General features: G+C 70.5%; 19 protein-coding genes. 11 read left to right on the top strand and 8 right to left on the bottom strand.

Annotated features, from left to right (window positions below; translation table 11 throughout):
- Positions 1–198: 198 nt before the first annotated feature.
- Positions 199–1,314 (bottom strand): ROK family protein, encoded by a 1,116-nt coding sequence (locus tag F3T56_RS27795; protein ID WP_149828103.1) that lies wholly within the window; start codon positions 1,312–1,314, stop codon positions 199–201.
- A 237-nt stretch (positions 1,315–1,551) separates the two neighbouring features.
- Between F3T56_RS27795 and F3T56_RS27790 the strand changes: the two genes are divergently transcribed.
- Positions 1,552–2,466: an N-acetylglucosamine kinase gene (locus tag F3T56_RS27790; protein ID WP_149828102.1), complete on the top strand. Its 915-nt coding sequence runs from the start codon at positions 1,552–1,554 to the stop codon at positions 2,464–2,466.
- A gap of 94 nt (positions 2,467–2,560) precedes the next feature.
- Positions 2,561–4,477 carry a phosphatase PAP2 family protein gene (locus F3T56_RS27785; RefSeq protein ID WP_149828101.1) on the top strand — a complete coding sequence of 639 codons (1,917 nt, stop codon included), beginning with the start codon at positions 2,561–2,563 and terminating at the stop codon, positions 4,475–4,477.
- 82 nt (positions 4,478–4,559) lie between these two features.
- Here F3T56_RS27785 and F3T56_RS27780 read toward each other — a convergent pair whose 3' ends face one another.
- The 3 genes from F3T56_RS27780 to F3T56_RS27770 form a co-directional block, all read right to left on the bottom strand.
- Complete coding sequence (locus F3T56_RS27780; protein WP_149828100.1) at positions 4,560–6,950, bottom strand: SpoIIE family protein phosphatase; 2,391 nt, start codon at positions 6,948–6,950, stop codon at positions 4,560–4,562.
- Between the two features lie 80 nt (positions 6,951–7,030).
- Positions 7,031–7,810 carry a peptidoglycan-binding domain-containing protein gene (locus tag F3T56_RS27775; RefSeq protein WP_246203928.1) on the bottom strand — a complete coding sequence of 260 codons (780 nt, stop codon included), beginning with the start codon at positions 7,808–7,810 and terminating at the stop codon, positions 7,031–7,033.
- Positions 7,811–7,886: 76 nt separating this feature from the next.
- The gene (locus F3T56_RS27770; RefSeq protein WP_425473632.1) at positions 7,887–9,176 is read right to left on the bottom strand and encodes a sensor histidine kinase; all 1,290 of its coding nucleotides are present in this window, start codon (positions 9,174–9,176) and stop codon (positions 7,887–7,889) included.
- Positions 9,177–9,444: 268 nt separating this feature from the next.
- On the opposite strand from F3T56_RS27770, the gene F3T56_RS27765 reads away from it, so the two are divergent.
- Complete coding sequence (locus F3T56_RS27765) at positions 9,445–10,128, top strand: response regulator (protein ID WP_149828099.1); 684 nt, start codon at positions 9,445–9,447, stop codon at positions 10,126–10,128.
- Between the two features lie 128 nt (positions 10,129–10,256).
- Positions 10,257–10,931 (top strand): hypothetical protein, encoded by a 675-nt coding sequence (locus F3T56_RS27760; RefSeq protein WP_149828098.1) that lies wholly within the window; start codon positions 10,257–10,259, stop codon positions 10,929–10,931.
- Between the two features lie 25 nt (positions 10,932–10,956).
- On the opposite strand, the gene F3T56_RS27755 is transcribed toward F3T56_RS27760, so the two are convergent.
- Positions 10,957–11,346 (bottom strand): PPOX class F420-dependent oxidoreductase, encoded by a 390-nt coding sequence (locus F3T56_RS27755; protein ID WP_149828097.1) that lies wholly within the window; start codon positions 11,344–11,346, stop codon positions 10,957–10,959.
- Positions 11,347–11,431: 85 nt separating this feature from the next.
- Positions 11,432–12,067: an HAD family acid phosphatase gene (locus F3T56_RS27750; protein ID WP_149828096.1), complete on the bottom strand. Its 636-nt coding sequence runs from the start codon at positions 12,065–12,067 to the stop codon at positions 11,432–11,434.
- A 284-nt stretch (positions 12,068–12,351) separates the two neighbouring features.
- Here F3T56_RS27750 and F3T56_RS27745 point away from each other — a divergent pair, with 284 nt between their 5' ends.
- From F3T56_RS27745 to F3T56_RS27735, 3 genes are all read left to right on the top strand, one after another.
- Positions 12,352–13,191 carry an SAM-dependent methyltransferase gene (locus F3T56_RS27745; protein ID WP_149828095.1) on the top strand — a complete coding sequence of 280 codons (840 nt, stop codon included), beginning with the start codon at positions 12,352–12,354 and terminating at the stop codon, positions 13,189–13,191.
- Positions 13,191–13,712, top strand: coding sequence for a GNAT family N-acetyltransferase (locus F3T56_RS48265; RefSeq protein WP_172639169.1), 522 nt, complete (start codon positions 13,191–13,193; stop codon positions 13,710–13,712). The genes F3T56_RS27745 and F3T56_RS48265 overlap by 1 nt, the downstream gene beginning before the upstream one ends.
- A 98-nt stretch (positions 13,713–13,810) precedes the next feature.
- Positions 13,811–15,184, top strand: a complete 1,374-nt coding sequence (locus F3T56_RS27735; RefSeq protein ID WP_172639168.1) for a S1 family peptidase — start codon at positions 13,811–13,813, stop codon at positions 15,182–15,184.
- A gap of 27 nt (positions 15,185–15,211) precedes the next feature.
- Here the strand turns inward: F3T56_RS27735 and F3T56_RS46425 are convergent, their stop codons facing one another.
- Both F3T56_RS46425 and F3T56_RS27730 read right to left on the bottom strand, forming a co-directional pair.
- Positions 15,212–15,379, bottom strand: coding sequence for a hypothetical protein (locus F3T56_RS46425; protein WP_229913705.1), 168 nt, complete (start codon positions 15,377–15,379; stop codon positions 15,212–15,214).
- A gap of 90 nt (positions 15,380–15,469) precedes the next feature.
- A complete protein-coding gene (locus F3T56_RS27730) occupies positions 15,470–16,630 on the bottom strand; it encodes an ROK family transcriptional regulator (protein WP_149828093.1) in 1,161 nt (386 codons plus the stop codon).
- A 174-nt stretch (positions 16,631–16,804) separates the two neighbouring features.
- Between F3T56_RS27730 and F3T56_RS27725 the strand changes: the two genes are divergently transcribed.
- The 4 genes from F3T56_RS27725 to F3T56_RS27710 are packed head-to-tail and all read left to right on the top strand — an operon-like array spanning position 16,805 to position 21,277.
- Positions 16,805–17,704 (top strand): carbohydrate ABC transporter permease, encoded by a 900-nt coding sequence (locus F3T56_RS27725; protein ID WP_149828092.1) that lies wholly within the window; start codon positions 16,805–16,807, stop codon positions 17,702–17,704.
- 18 nt (positions 17,705–17,722) lie between these two features.
- Complete coding sequence (locus tag F3T56_RS27720) at positions 17,723–18,670, top strand: carbohydrate ABC transporter permease (protein WP_149828091.1); 948 nt, start codon at positions 17,723–17,725, stop codon at positions 18,668–18,670.
- A gap of 10 nt (positions 18,671–18,680) precedes the next feature.
- Positions 18,681–20,024: an ABC transporter substrate-binding protein gene (locus F3T56_RS27715; protein ID WP_149828090.1), complete on the top strand. Its 1,344-nt coding sequence runs from the start codon at positions 18,681–18,683 to the stop codon at positions 20,022–20,024.
- A gap of 50 nt (positions 20,025–20,074) precedes the next feature.
- Positions 20,075–21,277, top strand: a complete 1,203-nt coding sequence (locus F3T56_RS27710) for a Gfo/Idh/MocA family protein (protein WP_149828089.1) — start codon at positions 20,075–20,077, stop codon at positions 21,275–21,277.
- Positions 21,278–21,296 lie beyond the last annotated feature (19 nt).

Raw genomic sequence — 21,296 nt, 5'->3', positions numbered from 1 at the left:
CTTTCCGGGGGCGCGGCCTCGCCCGGCCGCGTCGCCCTGAACGGGCAAGGGTCCCCGGCCGTCATGGCCGTCGCCGCACGGGCACGCCCTCGTGCGGTTGCCGTACGTCGAGTACGGGCGGGACGCTCGCTCCAAGCCGGCGTCCCGGCCGACTTAGAAAGCGCTTGTCCGGACATTGGCAGAAGCGGGTGGAGTCCGTCAATGCTTCACCGGCACCCCCTCGGTCACGGTTTGGATTCCGCGGGCCACGGCCAGCTCGGTGGCCCCGAGGACGGTGCCGCTGCCGCCGAGGGCGCTGCTCACGACCTCGGTGGGCCAGCTGAGCCTGGCCAGTTCGGCGCGTACACCGGGCAGGAGCTGCGGGTTCGAGCCGACGTCTCCGCCGAGGATCATGAGGCCGGGGTCGAGGACGGCGGTCGCCGCGGCGGCGAGCCGACCGATCTCGGCGGCGTGATGGCCGACGACCGCGTGGGCGGTGGTGTGCCCCCCGTCGGCGAGAGCGAAGAGCCGCTCCACGGTACGCGGTCGGGGGCCGTCACCGTCGCACCAGGCGTCGGAGGCCCGGCGCAACAGGGAGCGTGCGCCGAGATGGGCCTCCAGGCCCTCGTGGCGTGGCTGGCGGTCCTCGTCCCAGGGGTAGGGCAGTCGGGCGACCTCACCGGCGGCGTGGTTGGCGCCGCGCAACACCTGGCCGCCTATGACGACACCCAGGCCGATACCGACGCCGATGCGCAGGTAGCCGAAGGTGTCCCGGCCCCGGGCCGCGCCCTCGTGGAGTTCGGCGAGGGCGGCGCAGTTGACGTTGTTCTCCAGGTGGACCGGCACACCTGATGGCAGGGCGACGGCCATGGCGTCGAAGGCGGGGCCCGCCTTGGCGGTCGCGGGGCGCTCCCCCTCCCCGGCCTGGATGGTGACGTCGCCGACGGCCACGACGACGGCCCGCAGCGGAGCGCCCTCCGGAAGCTGCGCGAGGATGTCGGAGACGACCCCTGCGGCGTCCGGTCGGGAGCCGGTGCCCTGGGCGAGCAGGGTGCCGTCCAGGGCACAGCCGCGCACCTGGGTCCGGCTGGGGCCGAGGTCGACGGCGAGCACGGCACCGGCGGCCGGGCCGAGGCCGTAGACGGCGGCGGAACGGCCGGTGCCGCCGGAGGCGGTGCCCGAGCAGGCGGCCAGGCCGGCGGCCTCCAGTTCGGCCACGGCGGAGGAGACCGTCGGTTTGGACAGCCCGGCCCCCGCCGCCAGCTGGGGGCGGGTCGCGGTGCCCGCCTCGGCCAGTACGGCGAACACGGCGCGGGCGCTCTCGCTCAGGTTCATGTTCTCCCCAGTCGTACCGCGGCGGCCGGCCGCTCGGAATCGTCTCGGTTTCCGGTTCCGGACCGCTTGACGCCCCTCTATTCGTTAGTTAATTTCCTAACGAAGTCAAGCGGTACTCGCCTGCCGCACCAGCAGAGGCCCGTCCCGGGGCTTCCCGACAGACTTTCTTTCCGCGTGTCCGGACACGGCTCGCCCGCCGTCGCGGCGCCATCGCATCGCAACGACGAAAGAGACCCCGTGCTGGACTCCACCCCGGCCGCCGTCGGTATCGACGTGGGCGGCACCAAGACCTGTCTCCGTGCCGTCACGGGGACGGACTGTGTGGCCGACCATGTGCGCCCGAGCCGTGGCTGGCGGCCGCACGACCCGGCGTCCGCCGCCGCGTGGCTGGCGGCGCTGGTCGGGGAGGTGCTGCCCGCGCACACCGTCCCGGCCGCCGTGGCCGTCGGTGCGCACGCCTGCGAAACCCCGCGGCAGTGCGAGGGGATACGGCTCGCCCTCCAGGAACGGCTTCAGGTGCCGTGTCTGATCGTGGGCGACGCCGAACTGCTCGTCCCCGCCGCCGGATTGGGCCAGGGGGTCGGCCTGGTCGCCGGTACCGGTTCGGTGGCCGTCGGCAGGCTGCCCGACGGGACCTCGGTCCAGGTCGGTGGCTGGGGCGCGGTCCTCGGTGACGAGGGCGGCGGTGCCGGTCTGGTCCGCGAGGCGGCCCGCGCCGTCTGGGCGGCCCACGACCGGGGCGAAGCACCCGGCGCACTGGCCCACCGGCTCGTCGCCGCGTTCGGGGTGGGCGAAGTCCCGGCCCTGGGCGGGGCGTTGGAGAGCGCCACGGAGGTGTCCGCCGACTGGGGGCGGCACGCGCCCGTGGTGTTCGAGGCCGCCGAGGAGGGTTCCGTCCTCGCCCACCGGGTGATCACCGACGGGGGTCGCGCGCTCGCCTCGCTCGTCGGGCGGCTCGCCTCGCGCGGGGTCGCCGTGGACGACGTGGTGGTCGCCGGCAGTACGATCCTGCGCCGGCCCGCCCTGTACTCGGCCTTCGCCACCGCGCTGGCCGACTCCGTGCCCGCCGCACGGCCACGTCCCCTGCAAGTACCGCCGGTCGAGGGGGCGGTGGCGCTCGCACGATCTCTCCTCCGACCGGTCACCCCCTGATCACAGATCCGTCGCCGACCGGACATCAACCGGTCACACGTCAAGCACACGCTCAGCCCGCACGATCACCCCACCGCGAAAGGAGCGGCATTCCATGCCGTCATCTGCCGGGCAACACAGGCTCAACCGGCGCGTCTTCCTCAGGACCTCCTTCGGCGTCTCGGCCGGCCTGATCGCCGCTCCGACTCTCGGGACCGTATGGCAGGCCTCCGGGGCCGAGAGCAAGGCCGCGACCGGGTTCAAGCCGTTCGTGGACGACTACACCACCAACATCACTGCGAATCTCACCCCCGAGACCAACGCGGTCGTCCGTGCCCTTGGCGGCTTCGCGGAGATATGGAAGACCGGGGACGCCTGGAACACCGGCACCCCGCTCATGCCGGAGGTGTCGCGCGCCAACATGCTGTACAGCGTGCGTGTCACCGCCCGGCGCACCGAGGCGCAGGCGCGCGAGGCGTTCATCACCGACCGGCAGCACCAGAGCTACTCGGTGATCAGCGGTCTCGGCCCCCTCGCGGAGCTGTACCGGACGGGCGCCAAGGCGGTCACCGCGATCACCTCCGCCCCGGACGGCACCCCGGCGGGCAAGATCAGCGACTCCGTCCCCGCCGACGCCCCCGCCGGATCCGCGAACGGCGCCGGCTCGACCACGTCCGAGCTCGGGAAGGTGGCCGAGCTCGTCAACACCGTGCGTGGACCGTTCGCGTCGAGCAACCCGGCCAAGTTCTCCTACCAGTACCCGCGCCCCTGGCGGATGAACGAGAACAGCGAGGTCGTCGACACCGGCAAGACCGACGAGTTCGGGTTCCCGGTGTACGACTCCGACGTCATCGTCGCCCCCCAGCTGCTGCGGCAGCGCGGCGAGGACGCGGCCACGGACGGCGGCTTCCCCAGCGGTCACACCAACGCCCTCCACCTGGCGGCCCTGGCCTACGCCTATGCCGTACCGGAGCGCTTCCAGGAGCTGGTGACCCGCGCCTTCGAGGCGAGCCACGACCGGATCGTCTCCGGCATGCACTCCGCGCTCGACGTCATCGGCGGTCGCGTCATGGCCACGGCCCTGGCCGCCGCCGCGCTCGCCGACCCGAAGAACGCCGAGCTGAAGGCCGCCGCGGTCAAGCAGGCCGCCGAGTACTTGCGGGCGAAGACGGGCACCACCGCCGACACGCTGTACGCGTACGCGCACTCGGCCGACACCGACAGCGACCCGTACGCCGACCGCAGGGCCAACGCGCGCCTGGTCGAGCCGAAGCTGACGTACGTGCTGACCCGGAAGGGCCGCTCCGAGGACCTGACCGTGCCGAAGGGCGCCGAGGTCCTGCTGGAGACGCGGCTGCCGTACCTCGACGCGGCGCAGCGGCGCGAGGTGCTGCGCACGACCGCGCTGCCGTCCGGGTATGTGCTGCTGGACGGCTGGGAGCAGTGGGGACGGCTCAACCTGTTCGCGGCGGCGGACGCGTACGGCGCCTTCGGCTCGGACGTCACCGTCACGATGGACGCCGCGCTCGGCGGCTTCCACGCGGCCGACACCTGGCGCAACGACATCTCCGGCTCCGGCGGTCTCGTGAAGGGTGGCAGCGGCACGCTGACGCTGGCCGGCTCCAACCGGTACACGGGCGGCACCACCGTGCAGGCGGGTGTGCTCGCCGCGGGCTCGAAGGAGGCCTTCGGCCGCGGTGACGTGAAGGTGGCGGGCGGCACCCTGCGCACGGGCGACCACACCGTCCGGGTCCGCGGCGGGTACGCGCAGGCCGGTGTCCTCGACGTGACGCTGGACCGGGGCGCCGACGCCGCCCTCGTGGTGGACGGGCGCGCGGTCCTGGAGAAGGGCAGCAAGCTGGTCATCCGCTTCGACTCCGAGCAGGCGCCGCGTGACGGCAGCAAGGTGGCGGTCATCGAGGCGCGGGCGGTGCAGGGCCGGTTCGCCGAGGTCAGCGTCGCCGAGGAGGGCTGGACGGCCGAGCAGGTCTTCACGGCACGTGGTGTGTCGGTGCGCCTGCGGAAGAAGTAACTCGCTTCCCACGTAAGGCTGTTGGGGGTGGCTGCGGCTGCCCCCAACAGTCGTTTTCACAGGCGCGCCCCAACAGCTGTGCTCACAGGCTCGGCAGCAGTGCCTGCTCCGCCCAGATCGTCTTGCCGACGCCGCTCGGGCGGCTGCCCCAGCGGTCGGTGAGCTGGGCGACGAGCAGCAGGCCGCGGCCGCCCTCGTCGAAGGTGCGGGCCCGGCGCAGATGGGGTGAGGTGCTGCTGGCGTCGGAGACCTCGCAGATGAGGGTGCGGTCGCGGATGAGCCTCAGCTGGATGGGGGCGCCGCCGTAGCGGATGGCGTTGGTGACGAGTTCGCTGACCACGAGTTCGGTGACGAAGACCGACTCCTCCAGGCCCCAGCGGGTGAGCTGCTCGGTGGCGAGTTTGCGTGCGTTGGCGACCAGCGCCGGGTCGTCGGTCAGGTTCCACACGGCCACCTGTTCGGCGTCGAGGGCGCGGGTGCGGGCGATCAGCAGGGCCACGTCGTCGGCGGGCGTGTCGGGCAGCAGCTCCTTGAGGACGCTGTCGCAGGCGCTCTCCAGACTGCCCACCGACCGTTGCAGGGTGGCGCACAGGGCGGCGGTGCCGGTGTCGTCATCCCGGTCCCGGGCCTCGACCAGACCGTCCGTGTAGAGGGCGAGGACCGAGCCCTCGGGCAGCTCCAAATCCGTGGCCTCGAAGGGAAGTCCGCCGACGCCCAGCAGCGGTCCGGCCGCCACCTCGATGACCTCGACGCTGCCGTCGGGGCGTAGGACCACGGGCGGCGGATGTCCGGCGGAGGCCATGGCACAGGTGCGGGCGACCGGGTCGTACACCGCGTACAGACAGGTGGCGCCGATCTCCTCGCTGCCCGTGCCGTCGCCGGCCGCCAGGCGCTCGACGAGGTCGTCGAGGTGGGTGAGGAGCTCGTCCGGCGGCAGGTCGACGTCGGCCAGCGCCCACACGGCCGTACGCAGCCGGCCCATGGTGACGGAGGCGCGGATGCCGTGGCCGACGACGTCGCCGACGACCAGCGCGACCCGGGTTCCGGACAGCGGGATCACGTCGAACCAGTCGCCGCCCACGCCGGCCTGCGACAGCGCCGGCAGATAGCGGGAGGCGAACTCGACGGCCGCCTGTCCGGCCATCGCCTTGGGCAGCAGGCTGCGCTGGAGGGCGAGCGCGGTGGTGCGTTCCCTGGTGTAGCGGCGGGCGTTGTCGACGCAGACGGCCGCGCGGCTGGAGAGTTCCTCGGCGAGGGAGACGTCGTACTGGTCGAAGGCGTCGGGGGACTCGGGGGTCAGCATGCGGACGAAGACGGCCACGCCGAGGGTGGTGCCGCGGGCGACCAGGGGTACCGCCATGAGGGACAGGTCGTGGTCCTCGGCCTCCCGGAGTTTGGCCGAGCGGGCGTCGTGCCGGGCGAACCAGGTGTCGAGGTTGTGATCGCCGGTCCGGGTGAGCACGGCTTCGCCGGTGAGCAGGGCGCGGGCGGGTGGCGAGGAGGCGGGGTAGACATCGGCGGCGCCGAGGCCGATCGCCGCTTCCGGGACACCGGGGGTACGGGACTGGTGGGCGGCCCTGCGCAGTTGCACACCGCTGTCCATCGGGACCGTCTCGGGTTCCTCGCCCTGGAGGACGGACTCCAGCAGGTCGACGCTGGCGAAATCGGCGAGCCGGGGCACCACCAGGTCGGCGAGTTCATGGGCGGTCTGGATGACGTCGAGCTTGGTGCCGATGGACCCGGCGGCCTCGTTGAGGATCGCCAGGCGCTGGCGCGCCCAGAACTGCTCGCTGCTGTCGAACGACACGTTCCCCGTACCCACCAGCTCTCCGGCGTGGTTCCGCAGAGGCCACATCTGGGTGGTCCAGGCGTGCATGCGCCGACCGGACGGCGAACGGGTCCAGCTCTCGTAGTGGACCGGCTGTCCGGTCTCCACGACGATCTCCATATGGCGCAGATAGCCACGGCTGTGCTCGGCGTCCTCCACGGTGTCGAGGAAGTAGCGGTGCCGGAACTCCGCCTCGGGCTGCCCCATGACCATGCACGCCCAGTCGTTCATCCGCAGATAGTGCTGCCCGGTGTCGAAGACGGACATGGCCATCGACGCCTGTCTGAAGGCCAGCTCGCCGAGGCCCCGTTCGTCCGGGTTCGGGTTCGCGCTGACGACCAAGCCACGCCGCCGGCCGTCCTCGCCCCACAGCGGGCACATCCGCAGCGCCATCTTCTGGCGCCGCCCGTCCCGGTACCGCAGGGTCACCAGCGCGTCGCCGAACGCCAGCAGCGCGCGCCGGGCGGCCGGGACATCACCGTCGATCAGCTCCGCCGCCGGTCGCCCGGTCACCTCCTCCGCCGCCCACCCGGTGAGCCGCCGCGCGCCCTCGCTCCACCCCGAGACGAGGCCGTACGCGTCGACCACGGCCATCGCGTCACCGCCCGGGGCAGCCGAGGACGAACCCGACCCCTTCGTCACCATATGGCAAGGATGGTCCGTTCAGGGCGGGGCAACAACCCGGATACCCCCACGGCGTACGGGGTCCAGGCCTCGCAGCGCGGCTAGAGGGTGGTGCGGGATTCGAGGTCCTGGCGTGTGTCATTGCCGTAGACGCCGGTCTCGTCGCCGCGGATGCCGTACCAGAGTTGGAAGCGGGCCACGGCCTCCTTGAGTACGACGTCGTACTGGCCCGAGGTGGGGCCGTCGTCGTACACGTTGGGGATGCGGCGCAGCCGTTCCTGGAGTTCGGTGACCTCGGGGCCGGTGTCGCCCTCGCGGAGGGTGCCGGGGCCGTCGGGGTCGACGGCGTCGTTCCGGGCCGGGGCGGAGGTCGCGGGGGCCGACGGGGGCGGGGTGGGGTTCTTCGCCTCGGTTTCCTTGTCTCCGCCGGGTACGAGGAGGGCGGCGCCGAAGCCGATGAGGGCGGCCGCGCCGACGCTGACGATCACCGCGGCGCGCTTGAGCCCCGTGCTGCCGCCGCCGGGTGCCGGGCGCCGCCGCGGCCGCCGCCCGCCGGTGACGACCTCGTCGGCGCCGAAGTCCTCGCCGACCATGACCGGGGGCAGCTCCTCGGTCTCGTACTCCTCCTGCCGGGGCAGGATCCGCTCGCGCGCCGGGGGCGCAGGCGGGTGCGGGGTCGCCCGCGCCGGGGGCGGGGTCGCGTCCGTGACCGGGGGTACGGCGACGGTTTCGTACTCGTCGTTCGGGGCGGTCGTCCCCTTGTACAGCTCCATCTCACGCAGCAGCTCCGCCAGGGCCTCGGTCCGGCGTCGGCGCATGACGTAGGTGGGCTCGATCGTGCGGCGTTTCGTCGTCTGCCCCGGTTCGGGCGGTATCGACACGCTGATCTCCTTCCGTGCACGCGGTCTCCCGCCATCCCCGTGAGGAGATACGGGAAGTCCGCCCCGGAGGTTCAGCTCACCTCGCGGCCGCCGGAGTGGCCGGGAGTACGGCGACGACCTCCCAGCCGGGGCCGACCTCACGCGCGCGGGCCTGAATTCGGCCGCCGAGTTGAGTGACGCGTTCGGTGAGGCCGACGAGCCCGAAGCCGCCGCCCCGGGCCGCCTCCGGGAGCCGGGCACCGCCCCGGCCGTCGTCGCGCACCGAGACCTCCAGGTCGCCGCGGCCGTAGCGGAGGGAGACGGTGACCTCGGTGGCGTCGGCGGCGTGCCGGCGGACATTGGTCAGAGACTCCTGCACCACACGGAAGGCGGCGGCCTGCACCTCGTGCGGCAGGTCGTCGGGGACGGACGGGTCGTGGTCCAGCCGCGCCGTGTGTCCGTCGACACCGCCGACGCCGTCGAAGCCGCGTACGAGCTCGGAGATGCCCGCCAGGTCGCCGACCGGGCGCCGGTCGGCGGCATCGGCCTGGTCGTCCTCGTGCTCGCGCAGCACCCCGACCGTACGGCGCATCGAGGCAAGCGCCTCGGTGGCCGCGCGCTCGATGCCCGCGAGGACAGGGTCCAGCCTCCCCCAGACTTCGTCCGGGGGGACCCCCATCTCGCTTCGCTCGGGCTCGGTGCCGGCCATCATCCGCGCGACCTGGGCCTGCACCAGGATCCCTGTGACGTGGTGGGCCACGAAGTCGTGCAGGTCGGCGGCCATGGAGACCCGCTCGGCGCGGCGGATCTCCGTGACGGCGGCCGTCCGCCGGTTGTCCAGGGTGCGGACGTAGGCGGACAGTCCCGCCGCGCTGCCGACCAGCAGCAGGAGCACGAACGCCGCCCCGAAGGTGCCGCCGTCGTCGGGGTCGAGAGCGAAGTACGGCAGCGTCAGCGCGAGCACGGCGATGCCGTTGAGCGCTCCGCACACCAGCGCCCACCGGGGTGGACACGTCCGGACGGCGACCACCAGCAGGCACAACAGCAGCAGCGCCTCGCCCGGGCCGAAGGCCCCCGGCCTGCCTGCGCCGACGAGGATCACCACGTACGCGAGGGCCGCGAGCGGCGGCAGTCCGGTCCGCACGGCCGGAGTGAGCCATGCGGGCCGCCGGGCGACGGGCCACAGCAGCGCGGCCAGCCCGATGGCGAGCAGGAGCAACTGCGGCCAGACGGGCGCATGGCTCGTGCCCTGCAGTAGTACGTCGCCGATGCAGAACAGGACCACCATGGCGATGCCGCCGGTACGCAGGCAGCCCGACCGCGGCTTCCGGCCCGGCCGGTCGGCGTCGTCGCTCGCGGGGACGCGGATGTCGTGCGTGAGGTTCACGCCGCTCACAGTAGGCAGCCCAGGTGTCCGACGTATCGGCCGTACGGCCGAGGGACGGCGCCCGGCGGACGGTGAAGCCCGGCCATTCGGCCGAGGCGAGCCCCCGCGCCGCCTCGATGGGGGCGCAGCCCCCAAAGGGGCGCGGGGCTGTATCGATATGCGGCTCCGCCGCGTGGGCGCGACCAGCCACACACAACCCGCAGCCGCCATCCCACAAACCCGACCGAGCTATTAGGCTCCCCGCACACTTGACCGGCATGATGCGACCATGACCGACCGCAGCCCGATCCGCGTCCTGATCGCCGACGACCAGGACATGGTCCGCACCGGCTTCCGCTTCTTCCTCGACGCGCAGCCGGACATCACCGTCGTCGCCGAGGCCGCCGACGGCGAGACGGCCGTGCGGCTGGCCCGCGAGGTGCGGCCCGATGTGTGCCTGCTGGACATTCGTATGCCCAAGCTGGACGGCTTGGAGGCCACCCGGCTGCTGGCCGGCCCCGGTGTCGCCGATCCCATGCGGGTCGTCGTGGTGACCACGTTCGACCTGGACGAGTACGTCTACGGGGCGCTCCGCGGCGGTGCCTGCGGCTTTCTGCTGAAGGACTCCGGGCCGACGCTGCTGGCCGAGGCGGTGCGGGCGGCCGCGGTGGGCGACTCGCTGGTGTCGCCGTCGGTGACGGTCCGGCTGCTGAAGCACGTCACGGCGGAGGCGGACGCGGCGGCCGCCGGCCCCGAGGCCCCGCGTCCGCAGGAGCCGCTGACCGACCGCGAACTCGACGTCGTACGCCTCGTGGCCCTCGGACACACGAACGCCGAGATCGCCGCGTCGATGTTCGTCTCCCTCTCCACGGTGAAGACGCACCTCGCCAGCATCCAGCTGAAGCTCGCCGCCCGGAACCGCGTGGAGATCGCCGCGTGGGCATGGCGGACGGGGCACGCGAACGACCGCTGAGACCGTTCCGTTTGTGAGGGTTGGGGCGTTTGGGCGAGTGAGCGCCCCCTGCGCCAGTAGCGTGCTCATGTCACCGTTTGTCTGAGCGTGCACCTGGTGCACGAGGGGGTATCCGACATATGCGCAGCATGCGCGCAGTACTGGCAAGACTGACCGTCGCCTTACTCGCGGGGGCCGGGCTCGTCCTCGCCGGGCCGGGTGCGGCCCGGGCGAGCGACACGGTCGAGATTCCGGCGCCCACCGAAGGGGGCATCTCGGCGACCGTGGAGTTCCGCCGAGCCGTTGTTCCCCAGCCCTACAACCCTGATCCGAACGCCTCCTCCGGTGACCGCCAGTGCCTGCTGCGGTACCATCAGTACTGGGCGACACCGGGCTGCGGTGGCTTCGGGCTCGGTGTCCGGCTGCACAACGTCCGCAACCAGCCGGGCTACCTCGCCGGACTGAGCAGCACCGGGGGCTACTTCGCCGCCTACGCCGACACGGCCCGCACCTTCGGCTGCCTGCGGCCCGACGGCAGCTTCGACCACGACACGAGCTTCGTCGTCCGCACCGAACAGCAGCCGCTGTCGCCGGTGTACTACGAACCGGACAGCAACTGGCTGCTCCGCCAGTTCCGCACCTACCCCGACCAGGACTTCGGCCCGCCGTTCTTCGTCAACTTCCCGGCGGTGGAGGTGAGTTGCCCGGAGGGGATGACGGCGACCCAGTACGGGCTCAAGGTGACGAACGTGAAGGTCACCATCGACGACCCGAACGTCTTCGGCTCGACGACCTGGAGCACTCCCGGCCCGTTCTACGCCTGACAGGGGCGACAGGGGTTACAGGGACTCACTTCGTCAGCGTGACGCGGACGCCGACCGTTCCGTCCGCGCCCCTGCGCAGTCGGCTGCCGAGGAGGGTGAGGCGGCCGAGGACGCCGTACTTGCGGGCGATGAGGCGGCGGTAGCGGGCGGAGCCGGCCGCGTCGAGGATCTCGGCGCGGCCGGGGACGGAGTCACCGGTGGGGTTGCCGCGCAGATCGCAGGGGCCGACGAGGACATCGGCCCGGTTGCGGATGCGTTTGACCTTCCACGAGCCCGCGACGGTCCAGATCCCGAGCGCGTCACCGTCCCGTACCACCCAGACCGGGGTCGGGACCGCGGTGCCGTTCTTGCGGTAGGTGGTGATCAGCAGGTACTTGCCGCCGGCGAGCGCGTCGAGCGAGGTGACATCGGCCATGGCGCGAGTCTAGGTGTACGGCCGCCGGCGGTGACCGGCGGCCGTACACCCGGGTGACGACGAGGCGGTGAAGCCCTATGGATCGTCAGTCGAGCAGGCCGTCGTAGTCGGGGAGCTTGAAGGTGCGCTCGGCGTGGCCGCCGACCAGGTCGGTGGTGTTGTTGCCGACGTTGGCGATGATCGTGTAGCCGTCCGACTCGATGTCCGCGCGCGAGGCGGTCTTGTAGGCGGAGACCTCGGCGAACAGGTCGGGCAGGTCACGCACGTAGAGGCCGTCGACGGGGTAGCCGACCGTCTCCAGGTTCCACTCGGTGACGCTCTCGATGATGCCCGGGCGGGCGGTGACGAAGAAGACGTCCACACCACGGGACTTGGCGTACTCGGCCAGCTCCAGGGAGGGCTTCATCGCCGGGGTGGGCAGCTGGTACCAGGGCGTGTAGTGCGTCTCCAGCGTGGTGTTGTCGATGTCGAAGACGATGGCGAGCTTCTGGCCGGAGGCGTTCGCGGTGCGCCGCTCCACATAGGGCGTCGCCGTGTCGATGACGGCCTTCACGTCCTTCTGCCAGGTCGCGTAGTCGACCTCGGCGGCCGCGGCCGCGCTCACCGCCGCCTCGGCCGGCGCCGCGGCCGCCGGAACGGCGGCGGTGACCGACCCGCCGATACCGAGCACCGCCACCGCCGCGACCGTCGTGAGACGGCGCCCCGCACCGCTTGCTGTCATGTTCGTCCCCTTCTCAAGTCAAAGCGGCGAGGTTGGTCGAACCATCACCGCGCTCGTCATGGTCATGTCCATGAGTGGCCGGGAGACTACCTGAAAGTTACTGATTGGTAGAGGGGTCTCGACGATCGTTCACTTCCTGCGCGAGATGCACGGCCGGGGGCACCGACCGCACCTGGCGGCTGCGAAGATCGCCGAAGTGGCGGCGAAGACCAACCGTCGGGTCTACATTGCGCGTTGACTATGCATCTCCACAGAAGATCACCGAAGATCCAGGAGCTGATGCCGTGACGGACAACCCGGCAGCCTCGGACTTCCCCTCCTCGTCGTTGAACCGCCGCATCGTCACCACGCGGCCGCACTCGGCGCGGATCTGGAACTACTGGCTCGGCGGTGGGGACTACTACGAGGTCGACCGGGCGGCCGGGGACGAGATACGCCGGCTGCATCCGACCATCTGCGAATACGCCCGGGCGGACCGGGAGTTCCTGGGGCGGGCCGTGCGTCATCTGACCGCCGAGGTGGGGATCCGCCAGTTCCTGGACATCGGGACCGGGCTGCCGACGGCAGAGAACACCCACGAGGTTGCCCAGCGCATCGCCCCGGACGCGCGGATCGTCTATGTCGACAACGACCCGCTGGTCCTGGCGCACGCCCGGGCCCTGCTGACGAGCACGCCCGAGGGCCGTACCGACCATGTCGACGCGGATCTGCGCAATGTCGACTCGATCCTCGAACAAGCCGCGCGAACCCTCGACTTCGGCCGTCCGGTCGCCCTGCTGCTGCTCGGCGTGGTGATCTTCATCGGGGACGACGAGGACCCGTACGGCATCGTGCGCCGGCTCGTCGACGCGCTGCCCCCGGGCAGCCATCTGGTGCTCTCGCACACCATCACCGCTCCGGGACTGACCGAGGTGGACGCCGCGGTCGCCTGGTGGAACGCGCACGGCACCCCGCGGATCACGCAGCGCACTCCGGAGGGGGTCGCCCGTTTCTTCGACGGCCTTGACGTTCTCGATCCGGGGATCGTGTCGTGTTCCCGCTGGCGCCGGGAGGCCGGCGATGGCTCCCGGGCGGGGGAGCCGGAAGAAGTTGCCATGTACTGCGGAGTGGGAGGCAAGCGCTGATGACGATCGACTGGGTCAGGCTGCAACTGGACGTCACCGACTTCGATCTGGCGCGTTTCCAGCCGTACGTCGACAAGTGCCGTACCTCCGGCATCCGGCTGACGACGCTCTCCGAGCTCGGCGACACCCCGGAGCACCGCCGGGCGCTCTACGAACTCAACAAGGAGTGCTCGGCGGACATCCCGGGGCGCGGCGAGTTCTTCGACTACGACGAGTACCACCGGCTCCGTTTCGAGGTGCCCGCCTACGATCCGCGCGGTGTGGTGCTGGCGATCGACGGTGACCGGTGGATCGGGATGGCGGCGACGTCGGACCGGCGGAAGTCCGGGTTCGTGTTCAACGAGATGACGGGGGTGCGGGCCTGCCACCGGGGCCGGGGCATCTCGGTGGCCATGAAGACCTTCGGCATCGGGTTCGCCGGGATGTGCGGGGTCAGCATCGTCCGTACGCTGCATCATCCCGCCAACGCGAGGGCGATCGCCATGAACCGGACGTTGGGTTTTGTCGACGCCGACTGGTGAACACGCGCCCACCGCCGCACGTATAGAAGGAGGGCGCTCAAAAACCGGACGTCCTCTCGGTGTTGACGCCGTGTCGGACGGGGTTCGGGAGCCAGGTAATGAGGCACGCACGACGACGAGTCGTGAAGCGAGTGGCACGGCTGACAGCCATCGGTGGAGTGCTCTGCGGAGGCCTGATGGTCACGCAGGCGGCGATGGCGACCGAACCCGCCACCTCGCCGCCCGCGACCCGGAGTTCGGTGCTGGCGGCGTCCGGCACCGGCTCGGGTCTGGTGGAAGAGCTCGGCTCCTCCCGTACGGCGGGGAGCTGGATCGCCGACGACGGCAGCCCCGTCGTCGCGGTCACCGACGAGGAGGCGGCGGCCGAGGTCAAGCAGGCGGGGGCTCGCGCCAAGATGGTCGAGTACAGCGCGGAGGATCTCAAGTCCGCTACGGAGGCGCTGCGTTCGGCGCCCCGGGTGTCGGGCACCTCCTGGGCGATCGACCCCTCGTCCAACGAGGTCGTGGTGCGGGCCGACAGCACAGTGTCCGCCAAGGACTGGAGGGAACTGACGGGTCTGGCCGAGGAAATCGGCGGGTCCGTACGGATGGAGCGCACCGGGGGCGCGTACACGATGCGGCTCAACGGCGCCCAGCCGATCTTCGGCACGGGCGGTCGCTGTTCGATCGGCTTCAATGTGACCGACGGCGAGAACGAGTTCATACTCACCGCCGGGCACTGCGGCCCGGCGGGTTCCGTGTGGTTCGCGGACAACCAGGGCCAGCAGGAGATCGGCCGGACGATCGAGTCGAACTTCCCCGGCGGTGACTTCTCGCTCGTCCAGTACCTCCAGGACGCCCCGAGCAACTCGTCCAACGTGGTGTCCGTCGGTGACGGCCAGGGGGTGCGGATCACCTCGATCGGTGAGGCGGCGGTCGGCCAGCGGGTCTTCCGCAGCGGCAGCACCAGCGGCTTCCGCAACGGCGAGGTGACCGGTCTCGACGCCACGGTCAACTACCCCGAGGGCACGGTCAGCGGGCTCATCGAGACCACGGTGTGCGCCGAGCCGGGCGACAGCGGCGGCCCGCTGTTCTCCGAGGGAGTGGCGCTCGGGGTGACCTCGGGCGGCAACGGCGACTGCGCGCAGGGCGGTACGACGTTCTTCCAGCCGCTGACCGAGGCACTGGAGGAATTCGACGTCCAGCTCACCGGCCTCCCCCAGGCCGCCCAGCCGACCGCCTCCGCCGGCGCGGCGGACGCCGGCTCCCAGGGCGCCGCGGCTCCGGGCGCCGTCGAGCCGGGCGCGGTGGAATCGGTGGACGGCGCCGGCGCCTTCTCGGACATCCTCGACCGCTTGGCCGACCCCCGGAACGTGGGCCCGGGCCTCCTGGTCATCGCCGGCAGCATGGTGGCCCTGGCGGCGACCCGCTTCATCCGCACGGAACAGGACAGGGCGGCGTATCGCCGCCAGTATTCACAGAGCTGGAGCTAGCGCCCCGCAGGGCCCGCAGCCGGGGAACTACTCGGCTGCGGCCCATTCCAGAACAAGGCGCTCGTACTCACTGCGCTGCTCCCTGTTCAGCGTCCCCCCGCTCCGGAACCACAGGGCCCGGATCTCCTCGTTGACCTCGGCGGCCGTTCTGATCGGTTCCGTTCTTTCCAGGACGACATCAGGGGTAGTGGACATGGTGTAAACCATATGACCTCGAACGTGAAGCCGGTGTGAGTAAAGATCCCACTTCGGACATTACGGAACGTGAAGCTGATCACTCTGCGTTTAGGGCTCCACGGTCCCGAGTACGAGCACCTGAATGGCCAGCACCGCGGCGCCCCGCGCCCAGTCGTGGAAGTCGGAGACCTTGGTCTCCAGCGGCACCGGTGCCGCCAGCGGATGCCGGCACGCGCGGACGGCCTCGTCGACGGCCTTGCCCGCCACCTCCATGAGACCGACCCCTTCACCGGCGAGCAGGATCTTCTGCGGCATGACGAAGTTGGCGATCTGCGCCACGAGCGTGCCCAGCGCCCGGCCCGCCTCGTCGATGACCCGCGCCGGCAGGGGCTCACCGGCGGCGGCCCCGGCGAGGATCTCCTCGTACGTCGTCTCGCGTCCGGTGGCGGCCTGGACCTGGTAGCGGATGCTGGGGATGCTCAGCAGGGAGACGGCGCTGCCGCGTTCGCCGTCGGGGGTGAGCGGGCCGGTGGGGTCGATGATCCAGTGGCGGCCGAAGCCCCGGTCCTCCTCGGCGCAGGGCACCCGCTTGCCGCCCAGCACGAGCCCGTAGCCGATGCCCGCGCCGATGGTGAGGACGACGAAACGGTCGAGGCCGCGGCCCGCGCCGAACCAGGTCTCGGCCTCGACGAGCGCGGCCACGTCGTTTTCGACGACCACCGGCAACCCGGTGCGTTCTTCGACGAGTTCGGCCAGGGGCACGTCCCGCCACTCCAGGAAGGGTGACTCCCCGACCACCGCCCGGTGCTGGACGAGGCCGCCGACGCCGATGCCGATGCCGGCGAGTGAGGGGTGGGTGCGCGCGAGTTCGGCCGCCATCCCGGCGAGCAGATCGGCGACGCGCTCCGGCTCGTGCGTGGTGAGCGGGCGGTCGTACCGGGTGACGATGTCGCTCCTGAGCGTGGTGACCACGCCGTACACCATGTCCTCGGTGACCTTGAAGCCGAGGAAGGTGCGGGACTCGGCGACGATGTCCAGCGGCTGCGAGGGGCGCCCCTGACGGGCTTCGGAAAGCGCGGCGCCCTCGGCGGTCTCGATCAGCAGCCCCGACTCGATCAGCGGTTTGGTCAGCCGGGTGAGGCTGCCGGCGGACAGGCCGAGACGCCGGGCGAGTTCGGTGCGCGAGAGCGGTCCGTGCACGAGCACCTCGATCGCCACCGAGCGTTCCCCGGGACTGAGCGGCAGCCAACTGGCGGCGAGAGCGGTCATGAGCGTCAGACTCCCACACAGTATTTTTTCCGCACTGGAAGTAACAAGCACATCCTAGGCCAGGCTCTCCCCCTCCAAAAGATGTTCGCAGAACCCCTTGACGGCTCAATTCTTTCGCAGCAAAAGTAAGTGCCCGACGGGCCTTGAGGCAGAGCCGCCGATGAGGGAGCCACGATGACCATCGCCTCCAACAGTCCACCGATCCGTCGGCGAGGTGACGGCCTCCTCGCCGCCGTCTTCATCGCCCCGGCCATGCTCGGCTTCCTGGTGTTCCTGCTCTGGCCGACACTGCGGGGCATCTATCTGAGCTTCACCCGCTTCAACCTGCTCACCCCGGCGGAGTGGGTGGGCCTCGACAACTACGTCCGGATGGTCAACGACCCGATCTTCTGGGACTCGTTGACGGTCACGGTCGAGTACGTGGTCCTCAACATCGGGGTACAGACGGTCGCCGCGCTCGCCATCGCCGTACTGCTGCAACGGCTGACGCAGTCGGCCATGCTGCGGGGTGTCGTCCTCACGCCCTATCTGATGTCCAACGTGGTCGCCGGTCTGGTCTGGCTGTGGATCCTCGACACCCAGCTCGGCATCGGCAACGAGATCATCAGCGCTCTGGGCGTCGACCGCATCCCGTTCCTCGCCGACGAGACCTGGGCGATCCCCACCATCGCCCTGATCAATGTGTGGCGGCACGTCGGCTACACCGCGCTGCTGCTGTTCGCCGGGCTCCAGGCGATCCCGAACGACGTGTACGAGGCGGCCAAGGTGGACGGCGCGAGCGAGTGGCGGATGTTCTGGCGGGTCACCATGCCGCTGCTGCGGCCGGTGCTGGCGGTGGTGCTGATCATGACCGTGATCGGCTCGTTCCAGGTCTTCGACACCGTGGCGGTGACCACGGCGGGCGGCCCCGCGAACGCGACCAACGTGCTCCAGTTCTACATCTACGGCTCCGCCTTCGGCCGCTTCCAGTTCGGCTACGCCTCGGCGATGTCCGTCGCCCTGCTGGTCGTGCTCAGCGCGATCACCGTCCTGCAGTACCGGCTCACCAGGGCCGGCCAGAGCGACCTCGGCTGACGGAAGGGAGACACCGACATGGCCACCTTGACCACACCCGCGGCACCCGCCGCACCGTCGACCTCACAGCCGACCGTACGACCGACCAAGCGCCGATTCTCCTTCGGGAGGGCGACCGCCTGGACCGTACTCGTCCTGATCATCCTCGTCACCCTGCTGCCGTTCTACTGGATCCTGCGCACCGCGCTCTCCACCAACGCCGGGCTCAACGCGGACCCCGCGAACCCGCTCCCCGTCGATCTCACGACCACCGGCTTCGAACGAGCCCTGGGACTCCAGTCGGCCGAGGAGGCGATCGCGCAGGGCGGCGCGGGCGGCGGGCTCGACTTCTGGCGGTATCTGCTCAACTCGGTGATCGTCGCGACGCTGATCACCGGCTGTCAGATCTTCTTCTCCGCGATGGCCGCGTACGCGTTCGCCCGGCTGCGCTGGCGGGGCCGGGACAAGGTGTTCGGTCTGTTCCTGGCCGGGCTGATGGTGCCGACCATCTTCACACTGCTGCCGAACTTCGTGCTCATCAAACAACTCCACCTGGTGGACAGCCTGTTGGGCATCGCGCTGCCGAGCCTGTTCATGACCCCGTTCGCGGTCTTCTTCCTGCGGCAGTTCTTCATGAACATCCCCCACGAGGTCGAGGAGGCGGCGCTGCTGGACGGGGCCGGGAAGGTCAGGATCTTCTTCCGGGTCATCCTGCCCATGGCGTCCACCCCGATCCTCACGCTGGCCGTGCTGACATACATCACCTCCTGGAACGACTACTTCTGGCCCCTGATGGTCAGTTACAGCGACGGCTCGCGGGTGCTGACCGTGGCGCTGGCGATCTTCCGGGCGCAGACCCCCGCGACCGGCGTGGACTGGTCGGGACTCACGGCCGCGACGCTGATCGCCGCGCTCCCGATGCTCGTGCTCTTCGCCTGCTCCGCCCGCCGCATCGTCAGCTCCATCGGCTTCACCGGGATCAAGTGAGGGACCACTGATGCGACTTCGTACGCTGACCGCATGGGCCGGAGCGCTGACGCTGTCCCTGGTGACCGGGTGCGCGCAGGGCGACGGCACCGGGGCGTCCTCGAACACCGTGACGTACTGGCTGTGGGACGCCAACCAGCTGCCCGCCTACCAGGCCTGCGCGAAGGGGTTCGAGAAGGAGAACCCCGGACTGAAGGTGAAGATCACCCAGTTGGGCTGGAGCGACTACTGGACCAAGCTCACCGCCGGCTTCATCGCGGGCACCCAGCCGGACGTGTTCACCGACCACATCCAGAAGTTCGGCCAGTTCGCCGATCTGCAGGTCCTCGAACCGCTCGACGACCTGGACATCGAGGAGTCCGACTACCAGCCAGGGCTCGCCGCCAACTGGATCGGCCAGGACGGCCACCGCTACGGCTCCCCGAAGGACTGGGACACCGTCGCGCTCTTCTACAACCAGAAGATGGTGAAGGATGCGGGCCTCACCGCCGACGAGCTGAACGACCTCTCCTGGAACCCCGAGGACGGCGGCACCTTCGAGAAGGCCATCGCCCACCTGACCGTCGACAACAAGGGCAGGCGGGGCGACGAGCCCGGCTTCGACAAGAACAACGTCAAGGTGTACGGCCTGGCCAGCAACGGCGGCGGCTACGCCGACGGGCAGACCCAGTGGAGCCCGTTCGCCGGCTCGGCCGGGTGGAGCTACACGGACAAGGCCCGCTGGGGGACGAAGTACCAGTACGACGACGAGACCTTCCAGTCCGTGATCAAGTGGTACTTCGGGCTCGCGGAGAAGGGCTACATGGTTCCCCTCTCCGACTACAACGTCCAGTCCAACCAGGCCAACACCCAGATCGCCGCGGGCAAGGCCGCCATCACCTTCGACGGCGCCTGGATGATCTCCACCTACACAGGCTTCAAGGGCATGGACATCGCCTCCGCCGTCACCCCGGCCGGACCGACCGGCAAGCGTGCCACCATGATGAACGGCCTCGCCGACTCCATCACCAAGGCCTCCAAGAACAAGGCGGGCGCCCGGAAGTGGGTGGCGTATCTGGCCTCCGACAAGTGCCAGACCGTGGTCGGTGAGTACGGGGTCGTCTTCCCGGCGACGCCGGCCGGCACGGAGGCCGCCGTCGCCGCGTACGAGAAGAAGGGCATCGACGTCTCGGCCTTCACCGAACCGGTGGCCGACACGGACAACTTCCGGACCTTCTCGTACCCGATCACCAACTACGCGGCGGACGTCACGGCGCTCATGCAGCCCGCGATGGAGGACATCTACGGCAACGGCGCGCCGGTGAGCGGCCTCGACGAGACCAACGCCCAGATCAACCTGATTCTCGACCAGTGACACGACGCATGACGCGACCAGTGACTCGACCAGTGAAGGACACCTCTTACATGACGTTCTCCCTCGGCATCGTCGGCGCCGGCCAGTTCTCCGGCCAGTTCGCCACGCTGTTCCAGGCCCACCCCGGCGTCGGCGACGTCTACGTCACCGATCTGCTGCCGGAACGCGCGGAGCAGCTGGCCGCCGCGCAGGGCCTGGCCGGCACCTTCCCCTCGTACGAGGCGATGCTGGAGTCGAAGGCGGTGGACGCCGTCGCGATCTTCACCCAGCGCTGGACGCACGGACCGCTGGTGCTCCAGGGACTGGGCGCCGGCAAGCACGTGTACTCCGCGGTCCCCATGGCGATCACCGCGGAGGAGATAGCGGCGATCATCGACGCGGTCCGGGCGACCGGGCTGACGTACATGATGGGTGAGACCAGCCAGTACAACCCGGCGACCGTGCACGCCCGCAACCAGATCGCCGAGGGCGCCTTCGGGCGGCTCTTCTACGCCGAGGGCGACTACGTCCACGACATGGATCTGGGGTTCTACGAGGCGTACCAGTACAGCGGCGGCGAGAACTGGAAGGCGACCGCGAGCTATCCGCCGCTGCTGTACCCGACGCACTCGGTGGGCGGGGTGCTCGGGGCCTGGCAGACGCACGCGGTGAGTGTGTCGGCGATCGGGGTGGTCGACGGGCGCGGGGACGGGGTGTTCGACAAGGAGGTCAGCCAGTTCGGCAACGACTTCTCCAACGCGACCGCGCTGTTCGAGGTGGCGGGCGGCGGTTCGTTCCGTACGAACGAGTTCCGGCGGGTGGGCTATCCGTCGCACATCCGGGAGTCGCGTTTCCGGTTCTTCGGGACGGACGCGAGCATGGAGCAGTTGGCCACGGTGGCGTTCTGGCAGGACAAGAAGGGGGTCAAGGACATCAGCGAACTGCTTGAGCCCAAGCCCACCTTGTCCCCCGACGACCCGTCCCTCCAGCACATCGCGCCGGATCTGCGGGCCGCCTTCACCTCCGGTTCGGCGCCGGTGCACGACCGGTCGCGGCTGCCGCGGGAGTTCGACAATCTGCACAACGGTCACGAGGGCAGCCACCACTTCCTGGTGGACGACTTCGTGACCGCCGTCAACACGCGGACCCTGCCGTCGGTGAACGCGTGGGTGGCGGCCCGCTACACCCTGCCGGGCATCCTCGCGCACGAGTCCGCGCGGCAGGGTGGGGGACGGCTGGAGATCCCGGACTTCGGGGACGCGCCCGAGGCGTGACGTTTCACCACCGGTGACG

Origin of the sequence: Streptomyces tailanensis (assembly GCF_008386495.1) — a bacterium.
Lineage (GTDB): Bacteria > Actinomycetota > Actinomycetes > Streptomycetales > Streptomycetaceae > Streptomyces > Streptomyces tailanensis.
This window is presented reverse-complemented; position numbering and strand designations above follow the sequence as displayed.

Excerpts from the sequence above, each read along its gene's own strand:
- F3T56_RS27795 (WP_149828103.1), bottom strand. The coding sequence starts at position 1,314 with ATGAACCTGAGCGAGAGCGCCCGCGCCGTGTTCGCCGTACTGGCCGAG.
- F3T56_RS27785 (WP_149828101.1), top strand. The coding sequence starts at position 2,561 with ATGCCGTCATCTGCCGGGCAACACAGGCTCAACCGGCGCGTCTTCCTC.
- F3T56_RS27780 (WP_149828100.1), bottom strand. The coding sequence starts at position 6,950 with ATGGTGACGAAGGGGTCGGGTTCGTCCTCGGCTGCCCCGGGCGGTGAC.
- F3T56_RS27765 (WP_149828099.1), top strand. The coding sequence starts at position 9,445 with ATGACCGACCGCAGCCCGATCCGCGTCCTGATCGCCGACGACCAGGAC.
- F3T56_RS27760 (WP_149828098.1), top strand. The coding sequence starts at position 10,257 with ATGCGCGCAGTACTGGCAAGACTGACCGTCGCCTTACTCGCGGGGGCC.
- F3T56_RS27755 (WP_149828097.1), bottom strand. The coding sequence starts at position 11,346 with ATGGCCGATGTCACCTCGCTCGACGCGCTCGCCGGCGGCAAGTACCTG.
- F3T56_RS27750 (WP_149828096.1), bottom strand. The coding sequence starts at position 12,067 with ATGACAGCAAGCGGTGCGGGGCGCCGTCTCACGACGGTCGCGGCGGTG.
- F3T56_RS48265 (WP_172639169.1), top strand. The coding sequence starts at position 13,191 with ATGACGATCGACTGGGTCAGGCTGCAACTGGACGTCACCGACTTCGAT.
- F3T56_RS27735 (WP_172639168.1), top strand. The coding sequence starts at position 13,811 with ATGAGGCACGCACGACGACGAGTCGTGAAGCGAGTGGCACGGCTGACA.
- F3T56_RS46425 (WP_229913705.1), bottom strand. The coding sequence starts at position 15,379 with ATGTCCACTACCCCTGATGTCGTCCTGGAAAGAACGGAACCGATCAGA.
- F3T56_RS27730 (WP_149828093.1), bottom strand. The coding sequence starts at position 16,630 with ATGACCGCTCTCGCCGCCAGTTGGCTGCCGCTCAGTCCCGGGGAACGC.
- F3T56_RS27725 (WP_149828092.1), top strand. The coding sequence starts at position 16,805 with ATGACCATCGCCTCCAACAGTCCACCGATCCGTCGGCGAGGTGACGGC.
- F3T56_RS27720 (WP_149828091.1), top strand. The coding sequence starts at position 17,723 with ATGGCCACCTTGACCACACCCGCGGCACCCGCCGCACCGTCGACCTCA.
- F3T56_RS27715 (WP_149828090.1), top strand. The coding sequence starts at position 18,681 with ATGCGACTTCGTACGCTGACCGCATGGGCCGGAGCGCTGACGCTGTCC.
- F3T56_RS27710 (WP_149828089.1), top strand. The coding sequence starts at position 20,075 with ATGACGTTCTCCCTCGGCATCGTCGGCGCCGGCCAGTTCTCCGGCCAG.